The 23,796-nt window shown below is 59.4% G+C and carries 18 protein-coding genes and 3 pseudogenes; 9 read left to right on the plus strand and 12 right to left on the minus strand.

Annotated features, from left to right (window positions below; genetic code table 11):
* Window positions 1-62: 62 nt before the first annotated feature.
* Window positions 63-887, plus strand: a complete 825-nt coding sequence (locus tag ACYZTS_RS16710; protein WP_461990567.1) for an alpha/beta fold hydrolase — start codon at window positions 63-65, stop codon at window positions 885-887.
* A 63-nt stretch (window positions 888-950) separates the two neighbouring features.
* On the opposite strand, the gene ACYZTS_RS16715 is transcribed toward ACYZTS_RS16710, so the two are convergent.
* The 6 genes from ACYZTS_RS16715 to ACYZTS_RS16740 form a co-directional block, all read right to left on the minus strand.
* A complete protein-coding gene (locus ACYZTS_RS16715; RefSeq protein ID WP_461990569.1) occupies window positions 951-1,949 on the minus strand; it encodes a TRAP transporter substrate-binding protein in 999 nt (332 codons plus the stop codon).
* Between the two features lie 165 nt (window positions 1,950-2,114).
* Window positions 2,115-2,939 carry an HpcH/HpaI aldolase/citrate lyase family protein gene (locus ACYZTS_RS16720; RefSeq protein ID WP_461990571.1) on the minus strand — a complete coding sequence of 275 codons (825 nt, stop codon included), beginning with the start codon at window positions 2,937-2,939 and terminating at the stop codon, window positions 2,115-2,117.
* Between the two features lie 28 nt (window positions 2,940-2,967).
* Window positions 2,968-4,167 carry a CaiB/BaiF CoA transferase family protein gene (locus tag ACYZTS_RS16725; RefSeq protein ID WP_461990573.1) on the minus strand — a complete coding sequence of 400 codons (1,200 nt, stop codon included), beginning with the start codon at window positions 4,165-4,167 and terminating at the stop codon, window positions 2,968-2,970.
* Between the two features lie 22 nt (window positions 4,168-4,189).
* Complete coding sequence (locus ACYZTS_RS16730; RefSeq protein ID WP_461990575.1) at window positions 4,190-5,539, minus strand: MmgE/PrpD family protein; 1,350 nt, start codon at window positions 5,537-5,539, stop codon at window positions 4,190-4,192.
* 10 nt (window positions 5,540-5,549) lie between these two features.
* Complete coding sequence (locus tag ACYZTS_RS16735) at window positions 5,550-6,713, minus strand: acyl-CoA dehydrogenase family protein (protein ID WP_461990577.1); 1,164 nt, start codon at window positions 6,711-6,713, stop codon at window positions 5,550-5,552.
* A 63-nt stretch (window positions 6,714-6,776) separates the two neighbouring features.
* The gene (locus tag ACYZTS_RS16740; protein WP_461990579.1) at window positions 6,777-7,616 is read right to left on the minus strand and encodes an HTD2 family dehydratase; all 840 of its coding nucleotides are present in this window, start codon (window positions 7,614-7,616) and stop codon (window positions 6,777-6,779) included.
* A gap of 128 nt (window positions 7,617-7,744) precedes the next feature.
* On the opposite strand from ACYZTS_RS16740, the gene ACYZTS_RS16745 reads away from it, so the two are divergent.
* Window positions 7,745-8,647 (plus strand): LysR family transcriptional regulator, encoded by a 903-nt coding sequence (locus ACYZTS_RS16745; protein ID WP_461990581.1) that lies wholly within the window; start codon window positions 7,745-7,747, stop codon window positions 8,645-8,647.
* A gap of 5 nt (window positions 8,648-8,652) precedes the next feature.
* On the opposite strand, the gene ACYZTS_RS16750 is transcribed toward ACYZTS_RS16745, so the two are convergent.
* Together ACYZTS_RS16750 and ACYZTS_RS16755 are read right to left on the minus strand one after the other, a co-directional pair.
* Complete coding sequence (locus ACYZTS_RS16750; protein ID WP_461990583.1) at window positions 8,653-9,327, minus strand: NADPH-dependent F420 reductase; 675 nt, start codon at window positions 9,325-9,327, stop codon at window positions 8,653-8,655.
* 35 nt (window positions 9,328-9,362) lie between these two features.
* Window positions 9,363-9,845 (minus strand): HIT family protein, encoded by a 483-nt coding sequence (locus ACYZTS_RS16755; RefSeq protein WP_461990585.1) that lies wholly within the window; start codon window positions 9,843-9,845, stop codon window positions 9,363-9,365.
* 516 nt (window positions 9,846-10,361) lie between these two features.
* Between ACYZTS_RS16755 and ACYZTS_RS16760 the strand changes: the two genes are divergently transcribed.
* The 6 genes and pseudogenes from ACYZTS_RS16760 (at window position 10,362) to ACYZTS_RS16785 (ending at window position 17,405) form a co-directional block, all read left to right on the plus strand.
* Window positions 10,362-10,631 (plus strand): hypothetical protein, encoded by a 270-nt coding sequence (locus tag ACYZTS_RS16760; RefSeq protein WP_461990586.1) that lies wholly within the window; start codon window positions 10,362-10,364, stop codon window positions 10,629-10,631.
* A 271-nt stretch (window positions 10,632-10,902) separates the two neighbouring features.
* Entirely contained in the window at window positions 10,903-11,916 is a 1,014-nt protein-coding gene (ilvA, locus tag ACYZTS_RS16765; protein ID WP_461990588.1) for a threonine ammonia-lyase, biosynthetic, read from the plus strand.
* Between the two features lie 89 nt (window positions 11,917-12,005).
* Window positions 12,006-12,101 (plus strand): annotated as a pseudogene (locus ACYZTS_RS16770) (adenylate kinase); the annotation flags it as partial.
* 307 nt (window positions 12,102-12,408) lie between these two features.
* Window positions 12,409-15,873: a GAF domain-containing protein gene (locus ACYZTS_RS16775; protein WP_461996459.1), complete on the plus strand. Its 3,465-nt coding sequence runs from the start codon at window positions 12,409-12,411 to the stop codon at window positions 15,871-15,873.
* Window positions 15,863-15,943 (plus strand): annotated as a pseudogene (locus tag ACYZTS_RS16780) (transposase); the annotation flags it as partial. The gene ACYZTS_RS16775 and the pseudogene ACYZTS_RS16780, both read left to right, overlap by 11 nt.
* Window positions 15,944-16,319: 376 nt before the next feature.
* Entirely contained in the window at window positions 16,320-17,405 is a 1,086-nt protein-coding gene (locus ACYZTS_RS16785) for an NAD(P)/FAD-dependent oxidoreductase (protein WP_461990590.1), read from the plus strand.
* A gap of 128 nt (window positions 17,406-17,533) precedes the next feature.
* Here the strand turns inward: ACYZTS_RS16785 and ACYZTS_RS16790 are convergent, their stop codons facing one another.
* Window positions 17,534-18,145 (minus strand): LysE family translocator, encoded by a 612-nt coding sequence (locus ACYZTS_RS16790; RefSeq protein ID WP_461990592.1) that lies wholly within the window; start codon window positions 18,143-18,145, stop codon window positions 17,534-17,536.
* A 241-nt stretch (window positions 18,146-18,386) separates the two neighbouring features.
* Here ACYZTS_RS16790 and ACYZTS_RS16795 point away from each other — a divergent pair, with 241 nt between their 5' ends.
* Window positions 18,387-18,794: a hypothetical protein gene (locus tag ACYZTS_RS16795; RefSeq protein WP_461990593.1), complete on the plus strand. Its 408-nt coding sequence runs from the start codon at window positions 18,387-18,389 to the stop codon at window positions 18,792-18,794.
* Window positions 18,795-19,130: 336 nt separating this feature from the next.
* Here ACYZTS_RS16795 and ACYZTS_RS16800 read toward each other — a convergent pair.
* The 3 genes and pseudogenes from ACYZTS_RS16800 to ACYZTS_RS16810 form a co-directional block, all read right to left on the minus strand.
* Window positions 19,131-20,706 (minus strand): annotated as a pseudogene (locus ACYZTS_RS16800) (aldehyde dehydrogenase (NADP(+))).
* Between the two features lie 13 nt (window positions 20,707-20,719).
* A complete protein-coding gene (locus ACYZTS_RS16805) occupies window positions 20,720-21,916 on the minus strand; it encodes a fumarylacetoacetate hydrolase family protein (RefSeq protein ID WP_461996461.1) in 1,197 nt (398 codons plus the stop codon).
* 48 nt (window positions 21,917-21,964) lie between these two features.
* Entirely contained in the window at window positions 21,965-23,749 is a 1,785-nt protein-coding gene (locus ACYZTS_RS16810; protein WP_461990595.1) for an IlvD/Edd family dehydratase, read from the minus strand.
* Window positions 23,750-23,796 lie beyond the last annotated feature (47 nt).

Genomic DNA, 23,796 nt, shown 5'->3' on the forward strand with positions numbered 1-23,796 from the left:
GCCGCTGTAACCGCACGCGACGATAATTTCCCATCCATGAAAAACCGAGGAGTGCGCAAACCATGAGTACTTTCACCACCAAAGAAGGCGTGGACATCTACTACAAGGATTGGGGCAGCGGCCCGGTTGTCGTTTTCTGCCATGGCTGGCCGCTGGACGCCGACAGTTGGGAATCGCAGATGTATCACCTGGCTGCCAATGGCTGTCGCTGCATCGCTCATGACCGCCGTGGGCATGGTCGTTCCAGTCAGCCATGGGACGGCAACGACATGGACCATTACGCCGATGACCTGGCGCAATTGCTCGACCATCTTGATGTGCGCGATGCGACCTTGTTCGGTTTCTCCACAGGCGGCGGTGAAGTGGCGCGGTACATCGGCCGTCACGGCACTGCCCGGGTGAAAAAAGCCGGGCTGATTTCTGCCGTGCCGCCACTGATGGTCAAGACTGACGCCAATCCGGGCGGGCTGCCGGTGTCAGTGTTTGACGGTATTCGCGAAGGCTTGCTGGCGGACCGCTCGAAGCTGTTCATCGACATCCCCAGCGGGCCGTTTTTTGGCTACAACCGGCCGGACGCCAAGCCGTCCCAGGGCGTCATCAATGCCTGGTGGTTGCAGGGCATGCGCGGCGGCCACAAGAATACTTACGACAGCATCAAGGCGTTTTCCGAAACTGACTTCACCGAGGACCTGAAAAAGTTCGACGTACCAACGCTGATCATCCACGGCGATGACGATCAGATCGTGCCCATCGATGCCGCCGGACGTGCCTCGGCGAAACTGATCAAGGACAACAAACTAATCGTTTACGAAGGTGCGCCGCACGGGATCACCGACACCCACAAGGAACGGCTCAACGCCGACCTGCTGGCATTCGTGCAGTCGTAGTTTCTAACCGAATGAGGTGAGAGCCCGGGCGCGGCTCTCACTGTCATGCAAGACGCCTGAGACTCACGACGCCTTGTTGGACTCATCCGCCGCCTTGATCAGGTCGGCGCCGATTTCATCCGAGAACTTGTCCCACACCGGGCGCATCGCGTCGCGCCATTGCTGGCGTTGCTCAGGCGTCAGCGGGTCGATCTCGCTGGTCTTGGCGTTGATGATCGTCTGTTTGGCCGTGCGGTTGAGGGCTTCAGCCTGTTCGTTCACCTTGACGGTGACTTGATCCATGATGGTTTGCAGTTCGCCGCGCACGTCTTCCGGCAGGCCGTTCCAGAATTTTGCGTTGGTGATGACCATGTAGTCGATCAGGCCATGGTTGGTTTCGGTGAAGAACGGCTGCACTTCGTAGACTTTCTGGCTCTCGTAGTTGGACCAGGTGTTTTCAGTGCCATTGACGGTGCCGGTCTGCAGGCCTTGGTACACCTCGGCAAAACTCATCTTGCGCGGATTGGCGCGGATCGCCTTGAACTGCTCTTCAAGCACACTTGACGCCTGCACGCGGAATTTCAGGCCCCGTGCATCCTTGGGCAGAATCACTTTCTTGTTGGCGGACAACTGCTTGAGGCCGTTGTGCCAATACGCCAGGCCATGAATGCCCTTGTCATTCATTGACGACAGCAACGCTTTGCCCTGCGGACCTTGCTGGAAGCGGTCGACGGCAGCCAGGTCGTTGAACAGGAAGGGCAGGTCGAAAATCTGCACCTTTTTGGTGTACTGCTCGAACTTGGCCAGTGACGGCGCGAGCATCTGCACATCGCCGACCAACAGCGCTTCCATCTCCTTGCCGTCGCCGAACAAGGCCGAGTTCGGATACACCTCGACTTTCACCCGGTCCTTGAGCATTGGGTGTTCGGCCACCAGTTTCTGGAACATCAGTGCGCCCTGGCCTTTGGGGGTGTTGTCGGCTACCACATGCGCGAACTTGATGATTATCGGGTCGGCTGCCTGTGCGAGGCCTGCCATGGAAACAGCGGCGGCGCAGAGCAGCGCCTTGGTCAGCTTCAACATCGTGATCACCTTGTTATTGTTGTAAGGGAAGTCAGTCGTTGAGGACGTATTCCGGCCCTCGCGGGTGAGGCGGTTTCGAAGTTTCTCCCATCCCAAGATGCCCAATCGCAGGCGTTTGCTGAATCAGCTTTTGCGTAACCCAGCGTTCGGGCGCGGTGAACGCGCTCAGTTCTCAGCCAGGGCCAGAAGACGTTGCGCGCGCAGCAACACCGGAGCGTCGATCATTTGCCCGTCCAGCTGAAAAGCACCGGCGCCGTTTGCCGCCGCGCTGGCTTGCACGACTTTGCGCGCCCACTCGAGGTCGTCGGCGCTGGGGGCGAGGGCGGCATGAATGACCGCCACTTGATTGGGATGAATGCACAGCGCGCCGCCGTAACCCATGTCGTAGGCGTGACGGACGGCCCGCTGCAAACCGTCGGGATCGCCGATGGCCGGGAACACGCCATCCAGCGGCGGCAGCAAATCGGCGCCGCGCGAGTGCAGTTGCACGGCCATGCGCGCCTGATCGAGAAACAGCAGCGCGGCGGCGGTGCCGGTGTTCAGGTTCAGATCCAGGGCGAGGTCGAGGCTGCCAAATGACAAGCGCTCGACCCCCTCGGCGTGGGCAATTTGCTGCAGCGCCAGCAGGCCTTTGGCGCTTTCGATAATCGGCCAAATCGGTTTGCCGGTCTGCCACACGGCAGCAACATGCGCGGCGCTTTCAACCTTGGGCAGCAGCACGCCGACGACGCCTTTGTGATGCGCACAGAACGTCAGGTCTGCCGCGTGCTCCAGATGATCCGGCGCATTAACGCGCACCCACACCGAGGCCTCTGATTGCTTGTTGAAGAAGTCCGCCAGATTTTCGCGCGCCTGGCGTTTCAGCGACTCCTCCACAGCGTCCTCGAAATCGACGATGACCGCGTCGGCGCCAGCGGCCAGGGCCTTGTCAAAGCGCTCGGGGCGACTGCCGGGCACAAACAGGGCAGAGCGGACGATGGTTTGGCGCATGCATGAATCCTCTTGAACGGTGAACTCTTCAAATCACTCCGGTGGCCGTCAACCGAGCCTGTTCTTCCTCAGAAAAACCCAGCTCCGCGAGGATCTCGCGGTTGTGCTGCCCGAGGTCCGGCACGCCGTCCATGCGCGGTGTGAACGCGCTGTTCTGGCCGGGCGGCAGCAGCGACGGCAATTTCCCGCAGGGGCTGTCGACTTCGCGCCAGCGATCACGGGCCTTGAGTTGCGGATGCTCCCAGACGCCCTGCATGTCATTGACCCGGGCGTTGGCAATCTGCGCGTCTTCCAGACGTGCGACCACCTCATCAACCGACAACGCCGCGAAGCCGTCGACGATGATCTGCCGCAACGCTTCGCGATTCTCCGAGCGCTTGAAGTTGGCCGAAAAACGCGGGTCCGTCGCCAGGGTCTGGTCCAGCAAAACCTTCTCGCAGAACAACGCCCATTCGCGCTCGTTTTGCAGGCCGAGCATGATCGTGCCGCCACCGCCGGTGGGGAACGGCCCGTACGGATAGATAGTCGCGTGGGAGGCGCCGGCCCGGGCTGGCGGCGGTGCACCCTGGTAGGCGTAGTACATCGGGTAGCCCATCCATTCGACCAGGCTTTCCAGCATCGACACGTCGATGCGGCTGCCCACGCCGGTTTTTTCGCGCAGCATCAGCGCCGAAAGAATCCCGGTGTAGGCGTACATGCCCGCAGCGATGTCGGCAATCGAACAACCGGCCTTCGCCATCTCGTCCTCGCCAGGACCACCGGTCACCGAGAGGAAGCCGCCCTCGCTCTGGATCAACAGGTCATAAGCCTTTTTCTTTTCGTAAGGTCCGCCTTCGCCATAGCCGGAGATATCGCAAACGATCAGCCGCGGGAAACGCGCCTGCAACGCTTCGAACGACAGGCCCATGCGTGCAGCCGCGCCCGGTGCCAGGTTCTGCACCAGCACGTCGGCCTTGCCCAGCAGCGATTCGAGAATACCGCTGGCGGCGTCCTGTTTCAGGTCCAGGGTGAGGCTTTCCTTGGAGCGGTTGGTCCAGACAAAATGCGAGGCCAGACCGTCGACCCGCTGATCGTAGCCGCGGGCGAAATCACCGGTGCCGGGGCGTTCAACCTTGATCACACGAGCGCCCAGATCGGCCAGTTGTCGCGTGCAGAAGGGCGCAGCAATCGCGTGTTCCAGGCTGATGACGGTGATGCCGTCCAATGGGCGGGGATTGAGCTGAGTCATTTCGGTCACCTGTTCGCAACGGTTAAATCAGATCCGCCAACACCTGCGCATCGCGCAAATGCCAGACCTTGTCGATCAGTGCTTCGCCTTGCTCCGGCGTGCGCGCTCCAGAAAACGCCAGCAGGCGTTGGAACTTCGCGGCCAATTCCGGGCGGGTCAGCGTGTTGCCAGGGTCGCCTTTCGGTTCGTCGATGGCGGCGGTCAGGGTGCGGCCGTCGGTGGTGATGACGATCACGCGGCCGAGCCAGCGCGCCGGGTAAGCGCTGTCGACGGCGGGGTCGAGTTCCATGCTGACTTTTTCGCGGAAGGCGTCGACATCCGGATCGGTCAGGGCCAGATCGCGAAACTCGATCAACTGTGCGCTGCCGTGCACGGCGATCAGCCCCAACACGGCGCCCATGGAAAATTTGGCCTGATGCACGGTGCTCGGTTTCACCACGCGACCCAGCACGTCTATGGCGCCCTGATGCACGCGAGTGACCACCTTGGCGATCTGGTCGTGGCGCAAACCTTCGCGTTGCATCAACTGCAGCAAGGCGTCCGCGGCGGGGTGCGTGTGGCGGCAGGAGGCGTGGAACTTGAACGAGGTTTCTGCCAACGCCCAGCGCGTGCCGAGTCGATCGGACAACCTGCTCGGGTCGGCGTCGGTCGACATGCCGGCCGCCATGCCTTGCTCGCCTTCAAGAATATTGCGCGCGCCGGTCAAACCGTCCTCGGTCAGGTAAGCGGCGAGCAAACCATCAGCAGCAGCCTTGGCCGTGTGCAGCTGTTTAGAGTCTGCGGCATCGCGCAAAAACTCCCACAAACCGGCCGCCTGAGTACCGGCGCTGCCGAGCACATTGATGAAGTGTTCCTTGTCGAAACCCAACAATTTACCAACGCCCACCGCGGCAGCAAGGGTGCCGACGGTGGCGGTGGTGTGGAAGATGCGGTAATGCGAACGGCCCATGAATTCGCCGATGCGAATGCCCGCTTCGTAGCCCGCGACCGACGCCAGCAGCAGGTCCTTGCCGGACTTGTTCAAGTCCTGAGCCGCCGCCAGCACCGCGGAAAAAACCACCGTGGCCGGGTGCAGCACGGAACTGTTGTGCAGGTCATCCTGCTCCACCAGATGTGAAGAGGCGCCGTTGACGAAGGCGGCGAAATAGGCCGACGTACCGCGCCCGCTGACGAGGATTTTTGCGTTGCCGTCGGCCGGGCCCATGCGCTCGGCGTAGCGCTCGAACAGCGGGATCGGCCGTGCGCCCTGACTGGCCAGCGCTGAGCCGATCCAGTCGAGAAACAGGTCTTCGGTACGGGCGAGCACAGCGTCGGGAATCTGCGCGTAATTCAGGTCGGCCAGGAACGTGGCCAAAGCATCGGTGTGGTGCATGGGCGGGGCCTCAGAAGCTGCGTGGCAGTTCGAGCAGGTGCTCGGCGACGTAGGAAAGAATCAGGTTGGTGGAGATCGGTGCCACCTGATAGAGCCGGGTCTCGCGGAACTTGCGTTCGACGTCGTATTCACAGGCGAAACCGAAGCCGCCGTGGGTTTGCAGGCAGGCGTTGGCGGCCTCCCATGAAGCTTTGGCGGCGAGGTATTTGGCCATGTTGGCGCTGGCCCCGGCGTTCTTGCCGTTGTCGTATTCCTCGCAGGCGCGCCAGCGCATCAGGTCGGCGGCTTCGATCTCGATGTGCGCTTCGGCGATGGGAAACTGCACGCCCTGGTTTTGCCCGATCGGGCGGCCGAACACCACACGATCACGGGCGTAGGCACTGGCTTTTTCGATGAACCAGCGCCCGTCGCCGATGCACTCGGCGGCGATCAGCGTACGTTCGGCATTGAGCCCGTCGAGGATGTATTTGAAGCCTTTGCCTTCTTCGCCGATCAGGCTGTCAGCCGGCAATTCGAGGTTGTCGAAGAACAGCTCGTTGGTTTCGTGATTGACCATGTTGGCAATCGGTTGAACGGTCAAACCTTTGCCGATGGCTTCGCGCAGGTCGACGATGAAAATCGACATGCCTTCGGATTTTTTCTTCACCTCGGCCAGCGGCGTGGTGCGGGCCAGCAGGATCATCAGGTCGGAATGCTGCACCCGCGAGATCCACACTTTCTGGCCATTGATAATGTACTTGTCGCCCTGCTTGACCGCTGTGGTCTTGATCTTGGTGGTGTCGGTGCCGGTGGAAGGCTCGGTCACCGCCATCGATTGCAGGCGCAATTCGCCGTTGGCGAGTTTGGGCAGGTAGTGACTTTTCTGCGCCTCGCTGCCGTGGCGCAGCAGCGTGAACATGTTGTACATCTGGCCATGCACGGTGCCGGAGTTGCCGCCGCAGGCGTTCACTTCTTCCAGAATCACCGAGGCTTCAGCCAGCCCCAGGCCCGAGCCGCCGTACTCGGCGGGGATCATCGCCGACAACCAACCGGCATCGGTCAGGGCTTTGACGAACGCTTCCGGGAAACCTTTCTGTTCGTCGATCTGCCGCCAGTAAGCTGCATCGAATTCCGCGCAGAGGGCGCGCACGCCGTCGCGGATGGCATTGAGGTCTTCGTCGTCATAAGGGTTCATGGTCAGGCTCTCTGGATCAATCAGCGCGCCGCCCGGCGAAGGGCAGCGTTCACGGAAAAGGTTTCAGTCGAAAACGACCTCGGCGGTCTGGGCAACGCCGGCTGCATTGCCGGCCCACAACTGCGCTGTACCGGCGTCGACGATGCGCCCGCCCACCTGAAACGGCGTTGGCACGTTCAACGGGCGCACGCCGCGATAAACGAAATGCCGCACGCGTTTGTCCGGGTTGGCGCGGATAAAGGCGCGCAGGTTGAACGTGGCGATCATCGGCCCGTGCACCACCAGGTTCGGGTAGCCTTCGGTCTCGGTCACGTAGGGGTAGTCGTAGTGAATGCGGTGGCCGTTGAAGGTGACGGCGGAGTATCGAAAGAGCAGGGTCGGCGTGGGTGAAATGGTTTCGCTCCAGTCGCCTGCTTCCGGTGCTGCGCCGCTGTCGAGTTTGGGCGGATTGGGTTCGCGGTAGACGATGTCCTGTTCTTCGCGCACGCACAGTTGGCCGTTTTGCGAATAGTCATGGCGCACCGTGACGAACAGCAGCAAACCACTGCGGCCGTGTTTTTCTTCAACGCGCACGAGGGTCGATAAACGGTGTGCTTCGGCGCCGATGATGAGCGGCTCGATGAACTCGACCCGGCCACCGGCCCACATGCGATTACGGTTGTCGGCCGGGGGCAGGAAGCCGCCACGCGCCGGATGACCATCGCCACCGAGCTCGGTTTCGAACAGCGGCTCCTGGAAAAAACACCATTGCCACAGCGCCGGCAGCGCCTCGCCATCGGCCGGTGCCGCTTCGCCGAACGTCGCGGCGATGCGCTTGATCAGGTTGCGGCTGAGCACGTCATGGGCTTCTTCCGTGCGGCCGATCCACGCACTGAGATCCGTAGGCGAACTTGAAGGGTTCATATCAGGGGCAGCCTCTGCATTCGTTCTTATGCACCGATCATGCGAGCCCCTCGGCATTCTGAGAATTTGCATTTGCGTATACCGGCGTTCATGTATGCTGAACGCGTCTTGTATTGCCGGACACGACCATGCATTTCGACCTGGCTGACCTGCGTCTTTTCATCCATATCGGTGAGTCGCCGAGCCTGACCCAGGGCGCGCGCCGCGCCTTTCTGTCACCCGCTGCCGCCAGTGCGCGCATCAAAGCCCTCGAAGGTCAGCTCGACACTCGCCTGCTGTACCGCGACAGTCGCGGCGTCGAGCTGACGCCAGCCGGGCATAAATTGCTCAAGCACGCACGGCTGATCATGACGCAGGTGGACTACCTGAAAGCCGAATTCACCCACTTCGGCACCGACTCTTCCGGCCACATCCGCATCTTTGCCAACACCACCGCCGTCACCGAATTCCTGCCGGAAGTGCTCGCCGGTTTCCTCGCCAAACGCCCCGGCGTGACCGTCGACCTGCAAGAGCGCTTATCGCGCGACATCGTGCGTGGCGTGCTCGATGGCAGCACCGACATGGGCATTATTGCGGGGCCGGTCGAGGCCGCCGGCCTGCAAGTCCTTCACTTCAGCACCGATCGCCTGGTGCTGATCGTGCCGGTGGGGCATGAGCTGGCGAAGCAGAAAAAAATCACTTTGAAACAGACCTTGGCGTTTCAGCACATCGGTCTGCATGAAGGCAGCACGTTGTTGAGTTTCTTGCGTGATCACGTCGAACGGATGGGCCAGAACCTGTCGCTGAGAATCCAGGTGTCCAGCTTCGAAGCGATCTGCCGCATGGTGGAGGCGGGCGTCGGCATCGGCGTCATTCCCGAATCCGCAGCCCTGCGTCACAGCCGCACGATGCAGCTGGTGACGATCCAGCTCGACGAGCCGTGGGCCGTGCGCGAGCGCAGTATTCTGGTGCGTGAGCTCGATGCGTTGCCGGGGACGGTGAGGGCGTTGATTGCGACGTTGATGCCGCCCGCGCCATTGAGCCAAGAGTAGCCCTGCTACAGGCCGAGCTTTTGTCGGATTTGCGCCTCGCTCAATACGCCGCTGGCAGGGCCGCCCGGCAAGCCTTCGTTGGCCCGCGACAACGGCAACAGCACCGGCACGAAACCGGCGTCGCGCACCAGTCGGGCACCCATATCCCGGGCTTGCGCGTCGTCAGCGAACATCGCAATCGCTTTGCCGGTGCCGGACTGGCTCTTCATCGATGCGGCACCGATGGCGTTGAAAGCACGCACCAGATGCACGCCGGGCAGGTAATGCTGATCGGCGAGCGCGACACCCTGATCCAGCGCCTTCTGCCCGACCTCGCCATCGCGGCCGCTGAAGGGATTGCTGGTGCTGAACACGACCTTGCCCTCCAGCTTGCCTTTCAACTGTTCCGACAATACCGGCATCGCGCCATAGGGAACGCTCAGCACAATAACGTCGCCCCACGCGGCCGCATCGCTCACCGAGCCTGCCCGCGCTTTCGGGCCAGCGGCGTCGACCAGCGTCTGCAATTGCTCAGGGTGACGTGAAGAAAACATCACCTCGTGACCCGCCTTGACCCAAAGCGTGCCCAGTGTGCCGCCGACTTTCCCGGCGCCGATCACGGCGATTTTCAAGGTGTCGGCCATCACTTGCCCCGTGCACGCGATCAGCACGGCAACTATCAAGAAGCGGATTCTGCACATGCGCTTTGACTCCCGGTTGCACACAGGGTGTTCTGCTATTTGAACGCCTGACGCAACTCTTTAATGACTGCAGCGACCGAGGGGCCCTGAATAGCGGGTGGCTCAGGGCTCTCGCCAAATTCGCGCCAGACGAACAGTGTCATCTCCGCGCCGTCGGTCAGCGACTGGGCGTTTTCCTTCGACGCGAACGTGTTCAAAAGCCTGTAGCGCGGATCGTTCCAGAATAGCTCTTCCACCCAGTGATACACCGGAATGAAATGAAAATGGATGGCATGACCTGGATCGTGACCGAAGCGGCTGATGTAGAGCCATTTTGGCTTGAGTCGCGTTTCGAGGGTTTTCTGCACGGTTGCCATCAGCCCGCCCAGCTCAGCGAGCGCTTCACCGGGAAGGTCGCCCAATGAGTTGACGTGAGCCCTCGACCCAAGCATCAGGTAACCGGGGAGGGCGGATGACATGTGGTGATTGACGATCCAGTGGGTGGTTTCATGGACGATGAAGTTTGCTGGTATTTCCATGCGTGAACACCTGTGATTGAACGGCCATGTGCAGAATATGCCATTGCGGCGCGGGTCAGAAGCTTCACGGGTATGAGGGCTTTGAATGAAGCGCTGATTGACACGAGCCTGCAATTACGCGGCGATGTGGAGGTGCTGAATGGACGTCGAAATTTCGCCGCAAGCGGATGCTGCGCTCGGTCAAAAATTGGAGAACAGGGGATTTCCGAGAAAGGTGTAGGACGTCTCCGAAACGCAAAAACCGGTATCAGTCCTTAGAAAGCTCATCTAAAGTTTGTTCGTCGCCGACAAATCGGTGATCGACCTTAGCCGGTCGTAACAGATGATGCACAAGCGCCGGTATAATCGTGGCGCTTTTGGCTGCCTTGCATGTACGTGTTTATGGTGGCTGTGCGTGGGACACCTTCGGGTGTGCCGGTTTCATCTGGCCGGTCGGCTAACCCGCGTACGGCTACCACCCTGATTCGTTTAGCCGCGAACGGGTGAGAGCTTCACCCATCAGATGAGATTCAAAACATGTCGAATTTCCATCCGCTCCAAGGCAACTTCAGTGTCGGTCCGACCCTGTACATCGACACTGATGCCCGCGCTTCCGATCTTCTCGAAACCGCCGTCCACCGACTCAAAGCCGCGCGCAATCTGCTCAACAGCATCGCCTGCCTGTGTGTGAGAGAAGCGGAGGGTCACGATCTTGAGCATTTTGCTAACGCTGCACACATATTGATTCAGGATGGCTGCGATGCCTTGGATGTCCTGCGTTGGACGCTGGAAAAATCCTCCCGCTGAAATGAGAAAGCCACAACAGTCAGATTGCGTCAAAACCCTCGCAGTCTGTGTAGTGCATGAACAAGGCGGAGCAAGGAAATCGCCCATTGACTTGGGCCCCATCGTCCGGCTAATTTCCGTACATGACTTCCACCGTACTGCGCTGCCAGCCAAGCATTATTACCGCCATTCCTTATTTGGCGGGCTAGCTCACGACTGCAGCACCCAACCCGCCCTAGAGGCGGGTTTTGTTTTTCTGTCTCGGGGTTCTGATCAATGTCAGGAGACCTTCATGCTCGGTACGCCCGCCCAACAAACCTTGCTCGAGTATTACGTTAAAAAGATCCTCGCTGCGCCGGTCTACGAACTCGCCATATGCACACCGTTGCAACCGGCACCGGCGTTGTCCCTCGCCTTGGGCAATCAGATCTTGCTCAAGCGTGAGGATCTGCAGCCGACGTTTTCCTTCAAGATCCGGGGCGCTTACAACAAGCTGGTGAATTTCAGTGCTGCGCAGAAGCAACGCGGCGTGATCACCGCTTCAGCCGGCAATCATGCCCAAGGCGTAGCACTGGCGGCACGGGAACTGGGCATCGACGCCACCATTGTCATGCCCGCCAACACGCCGGAGTTGAAGGTGCTGGGCGTACGCAGTCGTGGCGCGGAGGCGCTGTTGCACGGGGACAGTTTTCCCTTTGCCCTGGCCCATGCGCTGAAGCTGGCCGAGCAAACCGGCAAGCACTTTGTTTCGCCCTTCGACGATCAGGATGTCATTGCCGGGCAGGGCACTGTCGCCATGGAAATTCTGCGTCAGCATCAAGGGCCGTTAGACGCAATTTTCGTCCCGGTGGGCGGTGGCGGTTTGATTGCCGGCATTGCCGCGTACGTCAAATATCTGCGGCCAGAGGTGCGCATCATTGGCGTTGAGTCGCAACACTCCGCCTGTTTGTATGCGGCTTTGCAAGCCGATGAGCGAGTAGTCCTGCCAAGCGTGGGCACCTTCGCCGATGGCGTAGCGGTCGCCCAGATCGGTGCTCATGGTTTCGAAGTATGTCGGTTCTGCGTTGATGATGTGATCACTGTCAGTAACGATGAACTCTGCATCGCAATGAAGAATATCTACGACGACACACGCTCAATCACCGAGCCTTCCGGTGCCCTGGCGGTGGCCGGGATCAAGAAATATGTGGCGCAAATGGGGGTTCACGGTCAGACCCTGATCGCTATCGACTCCGGGGCCAATATCAATTTTGATACGTTACGGCATGTGGCTGAGCGCGCTGCGTTGAGTGAGGCATTGGCTTGATGGCACTGCTGATGTGAGTAGCTTCACAGATTCAGGGACTGGGATATCTTGCTCACCTCGAAACAGACTCTTATCCATGGAGGAAAAAATTGCGGATTTACATGACAGGTGCTTCGTGTGCGGTTGTGACCACTTTGGGTAAAAACGTAGCCCCTCTGCTTGATGTACGACATATTGATGTCGATGTACGGTGCCTTTATCCCTGCATAGATGCGGCCTCCCATATAGTCCCGAAGCTGATTGCTCCGGTGCTACCGATGGGCAGTTTCAGGTTGGGTGATCGTCGCCAAGGCCCCGGGTGAGATGCCCACTGGTCTCATTTTGTGAGAAGCTCAAACAGGACCATGCCAAGCGAGGAAACGCCCTATACAATTCCTCCCTCGCTACATCCATTTTGAGCCATCCTGCGCATAGATATGCTGTGGCCCTCGTTGGGAGACACGTTTGGTTACTGTTCCGCTAGATCTATACAGTGATGAGCGCTTGTCTCACGTGCTGAACGCTAGCGAGCGGCTCGTCAGTGCCGAATCGGCGGACGAGGTCGTCGCCGTACTCCGCGACACGGCACGAGCCACTGTCGGGGCGGAGGGCATCGCGATCGTTATCAAAAATGACGATTGCTGTTCTTATGTAGCAGAAGACAGTGTATCGCCGCTTTGGCAAGGCCAGACTTACCCGGCCGAACACTGCATTTCGGGATGGGTGATGCGTCGCGGGGAGACGGTCGCGATTCGTGACATTCGGCTCGATCCGCGCATCCCACAGAACGCATATGCGCCGACTTTCGTCCGTAGCCTCGTCATGGTGCCCATCGGTAGGCCTGATGCGGTCGCAGCGCTCGGAGCCTACTGGTCGGAGGTTCGTACGCATGGCGAAGATACGATCCAACGGCTGGAGAGCCTGGCGCGTCTGGCGACGATTGCCATTGAAAATGCACGCCTTACCCAAGCACGCAATCGCGCAGCAGCACTTGGAGCGGCACAGACCCGTATCCTGGAACTGGCCGTTGACGGGACTTCCCTCAAGGTCGCGCTGGATACAATCGTCCGCGAGGTGGAAGCGTTGTCCACGTCGGGCTTTCTGGGCAGCATTCTGCTGCTGAGTGAGGACCGCCAGCATTTCCAGTACTGCGCAGGGCCGAGCCTGCCCTCCACATACAACAGCGCCGTCAGAGGCATCGCTATTGGCCCAAGCGGCAGCTCACGCGGCGCCAAGCTCCTCCAAAATGAGCCAGTGCTTGCGTCTGACATCCCGGACGACCCCCTCTGGAACGAGCTGCGAAAGCTGGCCATCGGTCATGGTCTGCATGCCTGCTGGTCGATCCCCATTCGTTCGGCGCAGGGGACGGTGCTTGGCACTTTCGTCCTGTACCACCATGAGTCGCGCGTTCCACTGTCGGCGGATACCGAGATCGTCGACTTCGTTGTTCATACGGTAGGTCTCATCGCGCAACGCGCTCGAGCGGAGGCTGTGATCCGAACCAGCGAGGCTCGCTACCGCCAGATCGTCGAGGGCGCCGAGGACTTCGCGATTATCACCTTCGATGCGCAAGGAGCGGTAACGAGTTGGAACACGGGTGCTCAGCGCGTCGTCGGCTACCGCGCCGAGGAAGTAGCGGGCCGCGAGGGCGACCTTTTCTACACAGACATGGACCGGGCCGAGCGGGTGTTCTACGACGAGCTTGAACTCGCCCAAGATCAAGGTCGGGCAGTCAACGAACGCTGGCACGTTCGCAAGAACGGTACACGCTTCTGGGGTTCGGGACTGATGATGCCGCTCGCCATGGATCATGGCGGTTTCGTGAAGATCTTCCGTGACCGTACGGCCGAGCACCAGGCGGAAGCTGCGCTGCAGGAGCGCGCGGAGCGACTGCGCTTTTTTGACCAACTCGACAACCGTCTGTTTAACATCCGCCGTGCCGAAGACGCGATGCAGGCAGCCACCGAGTTGCTTGGGCGACAGCTGAACGCGTCGCGCTGCGCCTATGCGGATGTCGACATTGATCACGACCGATTCTGGATTCGCAGTGACTACAGTGCGCCCGGCATCCAGAGCTCGGTTGGAACGTACAGCCTCGACCTTTTTGGCCCAAGGGCTGCAGCTGACATGCGCGCCGGCCGCCCATTAATCGTTCGCGACGTCATCTCGGAGCTTAGCCGGGGCGAGGGTCGTGAGACTTTTGAAGCCATCGGTGTGAACGCGATCATCTGCTGCCCGCTTGTGAAGGACGGCCGTCTGACGGCAATGATGGCGGTTCATCAAAATCAGTCTCGTGGCTGGTTGCAGTTCGAAATCTCCCTGGTTAGGGAAGTCGTTGAGCGCTGCTGGGCGCATGTCGAACGAGTGGGGGCCGAGATGCGTCTGCGCGAGAGCGAGGAGCGACTGCGCCTTGCGGTTGACCACGCCGATATTGGCTTCTGGGACGTGGACATCGTTCATGACACGCTGATCTGGCCGCCACAGACCAAGGCGATGTTCGGCATCTCGGCCGACGTCCCGGTCACGATGCGTGACTTCTATGAAGGTTTGCATCCCGAAGAGCGAGAGGCGACGATCGATGCCTTCGCGGCGGCCAGCGACCCTGAACGCCGCGCGCTCTACGAAGTCGAGTATCGTACGATTGGCCGGGAGGATGGCATTGTTCGTTGGCTGGCTGCGAAGGGTCGGGGGGTATTCGATACGAGCGGTCGCTGCCTGCGCGTCACGGGCACCGTGGTCGAGGTCACGACCCGAAAGATCGCCGAGGAAGAGCTGCGAAAGCTCAACGCCACTCTCGAAGGGAGGATAGTCCAGGCAGTTGCTGAGCGGGAAGAAGTCCAAGCGGCGCTGCGCCAGAGTCAGAAGATGGACGCGATGGGTCAGCTTACCGGTGGCGTGGCTCACGATTTCAACAACCTTCTCACCCCCATCGTCGGCACGCTCGACTTGCTTCAACGAAGAGGCGTGGGCGGCGAACGAGAACAGCGTCTGATCTCCGGGGCCATGCAGTCGGCGGATCGCGCGAAGACTCTCGTGCAGAGGCTACTTGCCTTCGCGCGCCGCCAACCCCTGCAGATAGTTCCGGTTGACGTGGCGAAGCTGGTAAGCGGTATGGGCGATCTCGTGGCCAGCACTACCGGCCCGCAAATCAAGGTGGTCGTCGATGCCCCGGAGGATCTGCCTGCGGCAATCGCGGACCCGAACCAACTCGAGATGGCACTTCTAAATCTCTCCGTGAATGCGCGCGACGCAATGCTTGAGGGGGGGACGATCCGAATCTCTGCACGCACGGAGGTGGTCCGCCAAGATCACCGTTCGAAGCTTCCAGCAGGCAATTATTTATGCCTGTCTGTCGCGGACACCGGCGCGGGTATGGACACGGCCACGCTCGCTCGGGCGGTAGAACCGTTCTTTTCAACCAAGGGCATCGGCAAGGGGACTGGTCTGGGTCTCTCAATGGCACATGGACTGGCAGCCCAGTTGAATGGCGCACTCACGATTCAGAGCACGCCAGGACTGGGGACGAATGTTGAGCTTTGGCTTCCGCGCAGCCTGGCAGCGCCGGTAGCGGATTCAACCGATGTCGAGGCTCCAGAGCAGCGTTCGACACGAGGGATTGTGCTGCTGGTCGACGATGAGGAGCTTGTACGCGCAAGCACGTCATACATGCTGGCCGACCTGGGCTACCACGTGATCGAGGCCGCCTCAGGTGAGGAGGCTCTGCAGCTGCTGGACTCCGGGCAGCAATTTGACCTGCTCGTGACGGACCACCTCATGCCCGGAATCAGTGGGACCGATTTGGCCAGGGTGGTCCGCGCCTCCCGGCCGGAGACTGCGATTCTCCTGGTTTCTGGCTACGCTGACCATGAAGGGCTTGATCCGGATCTGCGGCGCCTTACCAAGCCGTTCCGGGAGAGTGAGCTTGCGGCAAGTTTATCCTACCTCTATGGCGAGTCTGGAGAGCGCCATACCGGCTGATACTGGCCGGCCGGCTTACCATCCCGCGATCCTGCTGACGATCTACATCTACGGCTATCTATACCGCATTCCCGGGGCCTAGTGATGATACGCGGGGCTTGTTGCGAACAATTACTCAGCTAACAACCGTCGGCGCTGGGCGCCGACAGTGCATCAGCGCTTTTTTACACACTCTGGGCCAGAAGCGGACAATGACTTAGAAAGCCTCCGACCAAAACTATTTGCGGGAGCGTCTCGCAAATACTGGGCTATTCATGCTCTATGTTGGGTAACGACAAGGGGGATCAGGGGCGGCGCGCGATGGTCGCTATCGGACCCATTACAGCTTCTCAGTCTTCGCAGAAGCCGATTGAAATGGATGCCAGAATTAGTCCCGGACGGCCATTTTTTTACATCGTTTCACATCATGCATCTTCCAACGCTCTTACAATCATGAGATCGACAAAATGGAGGTTGATGTGAAGGATCGTAAGCATAGTCGAGTCGTCGTCATAGGCGCAGGCATAGTCGGCGCGTCCCTGGCTTATCACCTGGCAGGCAAAGGCGCAGATGTTACTTTGGTAGACGCTGGAGATATAGCGTGCGGAGTGACGGGTACCTCATTCGCATGGATCAATGTATCTCACACCGGGCTCGACCCGATTGCACAACTGCGCAGCTTAGTTATCAATGAGTTCCGTCGACTCGAGGTGGAGTTGCCCGACCTGAAAATTCGATGGACAGGCGCCCTGACTTACGGCACGAACTTGGATGAAACTCTACAAATGTCAGGTAATGAAACTGCGGAAAATTGGGTGTCCCGTGCCCGGATTCTCGACATTGAACCAAATCTCAAGCATCCCCCTGAGCATGCCTTATATGAAACCGAAGCGGGTGCTTTGGATGCGGTGCGAACAACGCACGCCTTGATTGCAGGCGCCAGAGCTCATGGAGCTAATGTATTAACGCATACTCGGGTTCTCGGTTTCACAACGCTGAATAACCGGGTTACGGGACTCAAAACTGCAACGGGAATAATTGACGCCGATGTCGTTGTAATCGCGGCGGGGATTGGTACCAAAAAGCTCACAGACATGCTTAACGTTTCTCTTCCTATAGAAGAATCTCCAGCAATTTTCATTCGTTACAAGGCACCCGCCAACCTAGTGCATACCATTATTTCCAGCCCCGCAATGGAAGTAAGGCAAGCGAGGGATGGTACGTTGCTAGCCGCGGAGGATTATCTGGGTGATGCCTTGGAAAACCAGCCAGAAGCGATTGCGCTACGAACAGCCCAGGCCATCCAGGAGGAACTTCATGGAGCTGATTCCATTGAGCCGGAATTGGCATGCATAGGGCTAAGACCATTTCCCGCTGATGGCATTCCCATTGTCGGTTACTTGCCAAAAGTCAGCGGTGTGTATATTTGCACGATGCACCCTGGCGTTATCCTTGCCCCGATTGTAGGGCGTCTTGCCAGCGAAGAGATCATGGACGCAACTGTGGCTCCTGCCCTCGGCCCTTGCCGCCCCGACAGGTTCTTTCAACCTTAGTCAGTGCTGGTTGACACCATGAACGAGGCCTCACGGAACAGTGATAGTTTAAAGCGGCGCTGCAGAAACGCCCGCTTTCGGCCGGTATTGGCGATCCCGGTTCGGGCAACGGGGTAGAGTTAAGACGATCAGTGTGCAAAGGCCATCCAACCCGCACAACCAGTCATTACGCCGGCTGACGTTCTGTTCAAATGTTTCATCGCCTTCGGTGACTGGATGGCGCGTTTGATTCGCGATGCGGTAACGAGGTAAGCCAGTTGGATGGTGAGATCGATTCCGATTCCGAGGGCGGTAATAAAGATAACTTCTGCCCCGGAGAGGGCCGTCAAATCAAATGCATGAGGCAACACCGCACCGAAAAATATTACTGCCTTTGGATTGCTCAGGGTCAGCACAGTTCCTGCAAGAAGGCCTCGACCAACTGAGCGCTTCAGAGGTGCTTGAAGTTGTTCGGTATTCTTCGACCAAAGGTTCCATGCGATGAACAGGATAAAGGCAACACCCAGCCATTTCACCGCGATGAAAACATGCTCGAACTGTAGTGCCAGTGCCGCAAGACCGAGGGTGGCGACCAACAGCCAGACAGCATTACCCAGGACCATACCTCCGATGAAGGGTATCGTAGATCTTGCGCCGCGCGACACCACTTGACCTAACAGGGCTCCCTGAGCCGGGCCGGGGATCGCTGCTGCAATTGCGAATGGCACGACAAAAAACCATAGCGAAGAGGTGGCGCTCATGTGCGAAGTCTCCATGTTGTCTTGGTATCCAAAGCGGAATATTCGCACTTGGTGGGCCCGGAAAACAATACGGTCGTTTGCTCGCTATGCATGGCAATGCACACAGTCGTGATGGTCGAATGCAAGCGGCCAAATAAGCCTCATCCCAATGAACCTTACGGCCAGAAGCTGCCTTTCAACGCTGACAACAGAAACACGCGCAACATATCCTGCTGAAAGACAACAATGAAAAGGAGTTCAAATGAAAACTGATTGGCAACAAATCCGAGAAATGATGAACACCGTTATCGATAGCTGTGAGCAGATCGAAACGGCAGGATTCCGTGAGGAACATCGCTCAGCGACCGTGGAAATAAAAGGCGTTCATTACTCCGTTCAGCAGTTTTTAATCAGTGCGTGGACACTCCCAGAGAACATTCGCTACCAGATCATTCGTGAGCGTCATGAAGCTGGAAATGACCTCCCCTATGTTCCCGAAGCAGCCCGCATTATTGTCTCAATGGCGCAGGCTTGTGCGGAATTAGTCGGGGCGGCAGACACGGCACCAGCTCAGAAAGCCATTGCAGGAATGAATCATTGGTACAAGGCCTACGCTGTACCGCATATGACTACAGCCATCAGGCTGACAAAAAACAATCTGACGCTTTGATTCACGGGCAATCACCCGGCGGGGACGGATATGTCATCGATTGTTTGAACGTTTTCTATGGGTCGGTAGATGCCCCTGAGGACGGGCCGCAATCGACCCATAGCGGCTTGAGGTAAGTGCTTACGAAGCCCAAGGCTGTTGGTTCAGAATGTTACGTTGCCAAGTCACTCCTCCCTCCATGACCTGCGCGGGTCGCGCTAGACTCCACGGCTGTAGATGAAATTACGGGTCTAGAGCAGGGGTACCTGCACTAGCTTGACGTTGGACGCAGCAGTCTTTACCCATTACATGAATGCAGTGGGAGATTTGTAGTTTTCAAATGCCCCCGCGTGATCATTAACGCAAACTCTCATTTGTGCTCACGCCGTCTACCAGGCGCTGAATACCGAGCGGATTGGCGTTTTTTAAAGCGTCAGGGAGCATGCTGACAGGGTAGTTCTGGAAGCAGATCGGCCGCAGGAAGCGGTTGATCGACAGCGTTCCCACAGCCGAGCCTCGGGTATCTGAGGTGGCAGGGTAGGGGCCGCCATGAACCATCGCATCGCAGACCTCGACGCCGGTCGGGTACCCATTGAGCAAAAGGCGTCCAGCCTTCAGTTCCAGCTCAGGAATCAGCTCGGCGAATTCGACCAGATCCGCAGGTTCGGCAATCAAGGTGGCGGTCAGTTGTCCCTGCAAACCTTGCAGTGCTTGCTGCAGTTGCTGTCGGTCATTTACCACCACGACGATGACAACCGGGCCAAACACCTCGTGCTGAAGGAGTTTGTCATTGTTGATCAGGGTAAGCTTGACTGCCTACTTGCGGATGCCCCGCCCGATGGTGGATCTGCGGATGATGATGCAGGCGTGTCAGGCCATCGGCGTAATTGCACAGTCCGCCGGCGTTGAGCATCGTATGTGTAGGTTGAGCGTTGATCTGCCGGGTCAGATCATCGATGAACGCATCCAACTCGGGAGAGCGTATTGCGATTACCATTCCCGGTATTGTGCAGAACTGTCCTGCACCTTGCACCATGCACCATGCACCTTGCACCACAGAGGCGCTGAGCTCGGCCGCAACTTTCGCACCGCGGGTTTTGAGGGCCTCTGGCAGCACCAGTACCGGGTTGACGCTCGACATCTCTGCGAACACCGGAATAGGTTCTGGCCGCGCCGCCGCCATGTCACACAGTGCTCGGCCACCCTTGAGCGATCCGGTGAAGCCTACTGCCTTGATCGCCGGATGTTTTACCAGCCAGGCGCCGACAGTACCTCCGTAAATCATATTGAAGACGCCGGCCGGCATTTCCGTCTGTTCAGCGGCGCGAATGATGGCCGACGCCACCCATTCAGCCGTGGCCATGTGGCCAGGGTGAGCCTTGAATACCACCGGGCAACCCGCCGCGAGCGCAGCGGCGGTATCGCCGCCGGCGGTAGAGAAGGCCAAGGGGAAATTGCTGGCGCCGAATACCGCGACCGGGCCGATGCCGATGTGGTACTGGCGCAGATCGGGGCGGGGAAGGGGCTGGCGATCGGGCAAGGCACGATCGATACGCGCACCGAAGAAATCGCCACGCCGCAGCACCTTGGCAAACAGTCTCATTTGGCCGCTGGTTCGGGCGCGCTCCCCTTGAATACGTGCGGCAGGTAGCGCGGTTTCGCGGCAAACCGTCGCAATGAAGTCGTCACCCAGCGCGTCGAGCTCATCGGCAATGGCGTCGAGGAACGCGGCCCGTCGAACGGCAGACAACGTCCGGTATGGCTGGTAGGCAGATGCGGCCGCTTGAGCGGCTGCGTCCACTTCGTGTTCAGTGGCTTCAGTAAAGAAGCCTGGAAGTTCCTGCCCCGTGCTGGCGTCGAAACTGCGCAGGCGCGAATGCCCCTGGGCACTGCGTGCACCGTTGATAAAGTTGTGTCCGGCGTAAGCGTTCATGGAATTCTCAATGCTAGCGTGGTTTGATCGCGGCAGACACCAGGCCACGGCCGTGCAAATTGTCGAGCAGGGCCCGATAACCCATCTGCCAGGCCGGTGCGCGATCGCTTGTGGTGACCCGATTGACCAGTGTGCCGAACCTGGCGCTGCTGATGGCGACCAGATCACCCTCTTTATGGGTGAAGCCTCCGCCGGGAAGATCGCGGTCTTGCTTGGGGGCAAACAGCGTGCCGAGGAACAGCACAAAGCCGTCCGGATATTGATGGTTCTCATTAAGTGTTTGAGCGACCAGATCCAGAGGGTCGCGGCTGATCTGGTTCATGGAGCTGCTGCCATCCATGATGAAACCATCCTCGCCGACGACCCGCAGTGCGACTTCTGCCGAGCGCACGTCCTCGATGCTGAAGGTTTCATCGAACAGGCGGATAAACGGCCCAAGTGCAGTCGACGCATTGTTGTCTTTGGCTTTGGAAAGCAACAACGCACTGCGCCCTTCGAAATCGCGCAGGTTGACGTCATTGCCCAGCGTAGCGCCCTGGACCTGGCCACGACTGGAAACGGCCAATACCACTTCGGGCTCTGGATTGTTCCAGCTGGACTTCGGATGGATACCAATGTCCGACCCATAACCCACCGCTGACAACGGCTGAGCCTTGGTGAATATCTCGGCGTCCGGGCCGATGCCCACTTCGAGGTACTGCGACCACATGCCCTGGCTGATCAGCACTTCCTTGAGCGCGGCGGCCTGGGGAGAGCCCGGCACGATGTTTCCGAGGTCAGTACCGATGCTCTCGACCAGGGTTGCGCGAATGCTGTCGGCCTTGGCCGGGTCGCCCTTGGCCTGCTCTTCGACCACCCGCTCAAGCATGCTGGTGGCGAAGGTCACCCCGGCAGCTTTTACCGCTTGCAGGTCAATCGGCGCCAGCAGCCACGGCTGTGTTTCGTCCCGCATCGAGGCATCGCTATTGCGCAGCAGGTCGTCAACGCTGATCAACGCCTGCTCCAATGGCAGGCTGCGCAGGTAAGCAACCGGGTCATCGAGCTCAAGCAGGGCCGAAACGGTCGCCACCCGAACGCTGATGTCGTAGGCCTGCAGGTCTTTGAGGAGGACGACGGCAGGCCCTGCCATGGCGCCAGGAATCCACGCGCGACCGATCCACGTGCCTTGCGCGAGGTCCCGGGCTGGCGTGTTCAAATCCGACAATGTCATTGCAACGTTTGTTTGGGGCATGAAAAGAACCTCGGCAGAAGGGGCGAATCAGTGGGAATGACGTGGGTCGCCGCTGCGTGCGATGACCCGCAGGTGCAAGGTCGCGGGTTCCAGGCAACCACCGGTCGAGAGTTGGCCGACCTGCTGTCGGTAGAGTTCCTGCCATGGCGTTTGCGAGGCTGGAAAGGAAGGTTTGAACGCCGCCTGGCGGCGTGCGATTTCGCTCTCATCCACCAGAAGATCGACCCGGCGAGCGTTGAGGTCGACGCGAAGGCGATCATTGGTTTGCAGCAAACCGATGCCGCCGCCCACCGCGGCTTCAGGGGACATGTTGAGAATCGACGGGCTGGCCGAGGTCCCGCTCTGGCGTCCATCACCCAGGCAGGGCAGGGAGTCAATGCCTTGTTTGATCAGTGCTGCGGGTGGGGCCATGTTGACCACTTCGGCGCTGCCCGGATAACCCACGGTGCCGCAGCCCCGAATGACCAGGATGCAGCGCTCGTCGATATCCAGGGCGGGGTCGTTGATGCGGGCTTGATAATCTTCAGGCCCCTCGAAAACGATGGCCCTGGCTTCGAAACTGTTTTCCGCGCCGGGTTCAGACAGGTAGGTTTTGCGGAACGCTTCGCCCACCACCGACATCTTCATGATGGCGCTGTCGAAGAAATTACCGCTCAGCACGATGAACCCTGCCCGTTGAATCAAAGGATCTTCGTACGCGTGGATTACATCGGTATCGCTGGCCGCCGCATTGCTGACGATCTCGCCAATGGTTTTACCCGAGACCGTGTCGCAGTTTTCGTGGAGTCGGCCGGCTTTTTGCAGTTCGTGCATGACGGCTGGGACACCGCCCGCGCGGTGAAAACCTTCGCCGAGGTATTTGCCGGCGGGCATGCAGTTGACTAGCAAGGGCACGTCTTCACCAATACGTTGCCAATCTTCCAGGCTTAAATCGATTCCGGTGTGCCGCGCGATCGCGATGAGGTGCGGCGGGCAATTGGTCGAGGCGCCCAGAGCCGAGGCCACCGCGATGGCATTCTCAAAGGCTTCGCGGGTCATGATTTGGCTTGGACGAATATCCTGACGAACCATGTCGACAATGCGCTTGCCAGTGGCATACGCCATTTGGCCGCGCTCCCGATAGGCAGCCGGAATGCTCGCGCAGCCTGGCAGGGACATGCCCAGCGCTTCGGCAAGCGCGTTCATCGACAACGCTGTGCCCATGGTATTGCAGTGACCAATCGAAGGAGAGGCCGCCGTGGTCATTTCCATGAACCCTTCGTAATCGATCTCACCGCCGGCGAGCAAGGTGCGCGCATGCCACAGCACTGTGCCGGAGCCGATCAATTGGCCCTTGTGGTGTCCATCAAGCATCGGGCCGCCCGACAGGACGATCGCCGGCATATCAACTGTCGCTGCCGCCATGAGACAGGCGGGGGTGGTCTTGTCGCAACCGGTCGTCATCACCACTCCGTCGAGCGGGTAGCCGTGAAGAATCTCGACCAGGCCCAGGTAAGCCAGGTTGCGATCCAGCGCGGCAGTGGGACGTCGGGTCTGTTCGGCCATGGGGTGCACGGGGAACTCCATGGGAATGCCCCCGGCATCGCGAATGCCTGCCTTGGTGCGTTGCGAAAGTTCGAGGTGATGACGATTGCAGGGTGCAAGGTCGCTGCCAGTTTGGGCGATACCGATGATAGGGCGGCCGGATTGCAACTCCTCACGCGTCATGCCGTAGTTCATGAAGCGTTCGACGTAGATTGCGGTCATGTCTGCATGGCTGGGATCGTCAAACCATTGTTGACTTCGCAGGCGCAGAGGAGTGTTTTCAGGCATCGGTTTTATCTCTTGTTAGAGGGGCGTCAACGGCGAGCTGGAACGGC

The sequence above is a fragment of the Pseudomonas sp. TMB3-21 genome (assembly GCF_054898145.1).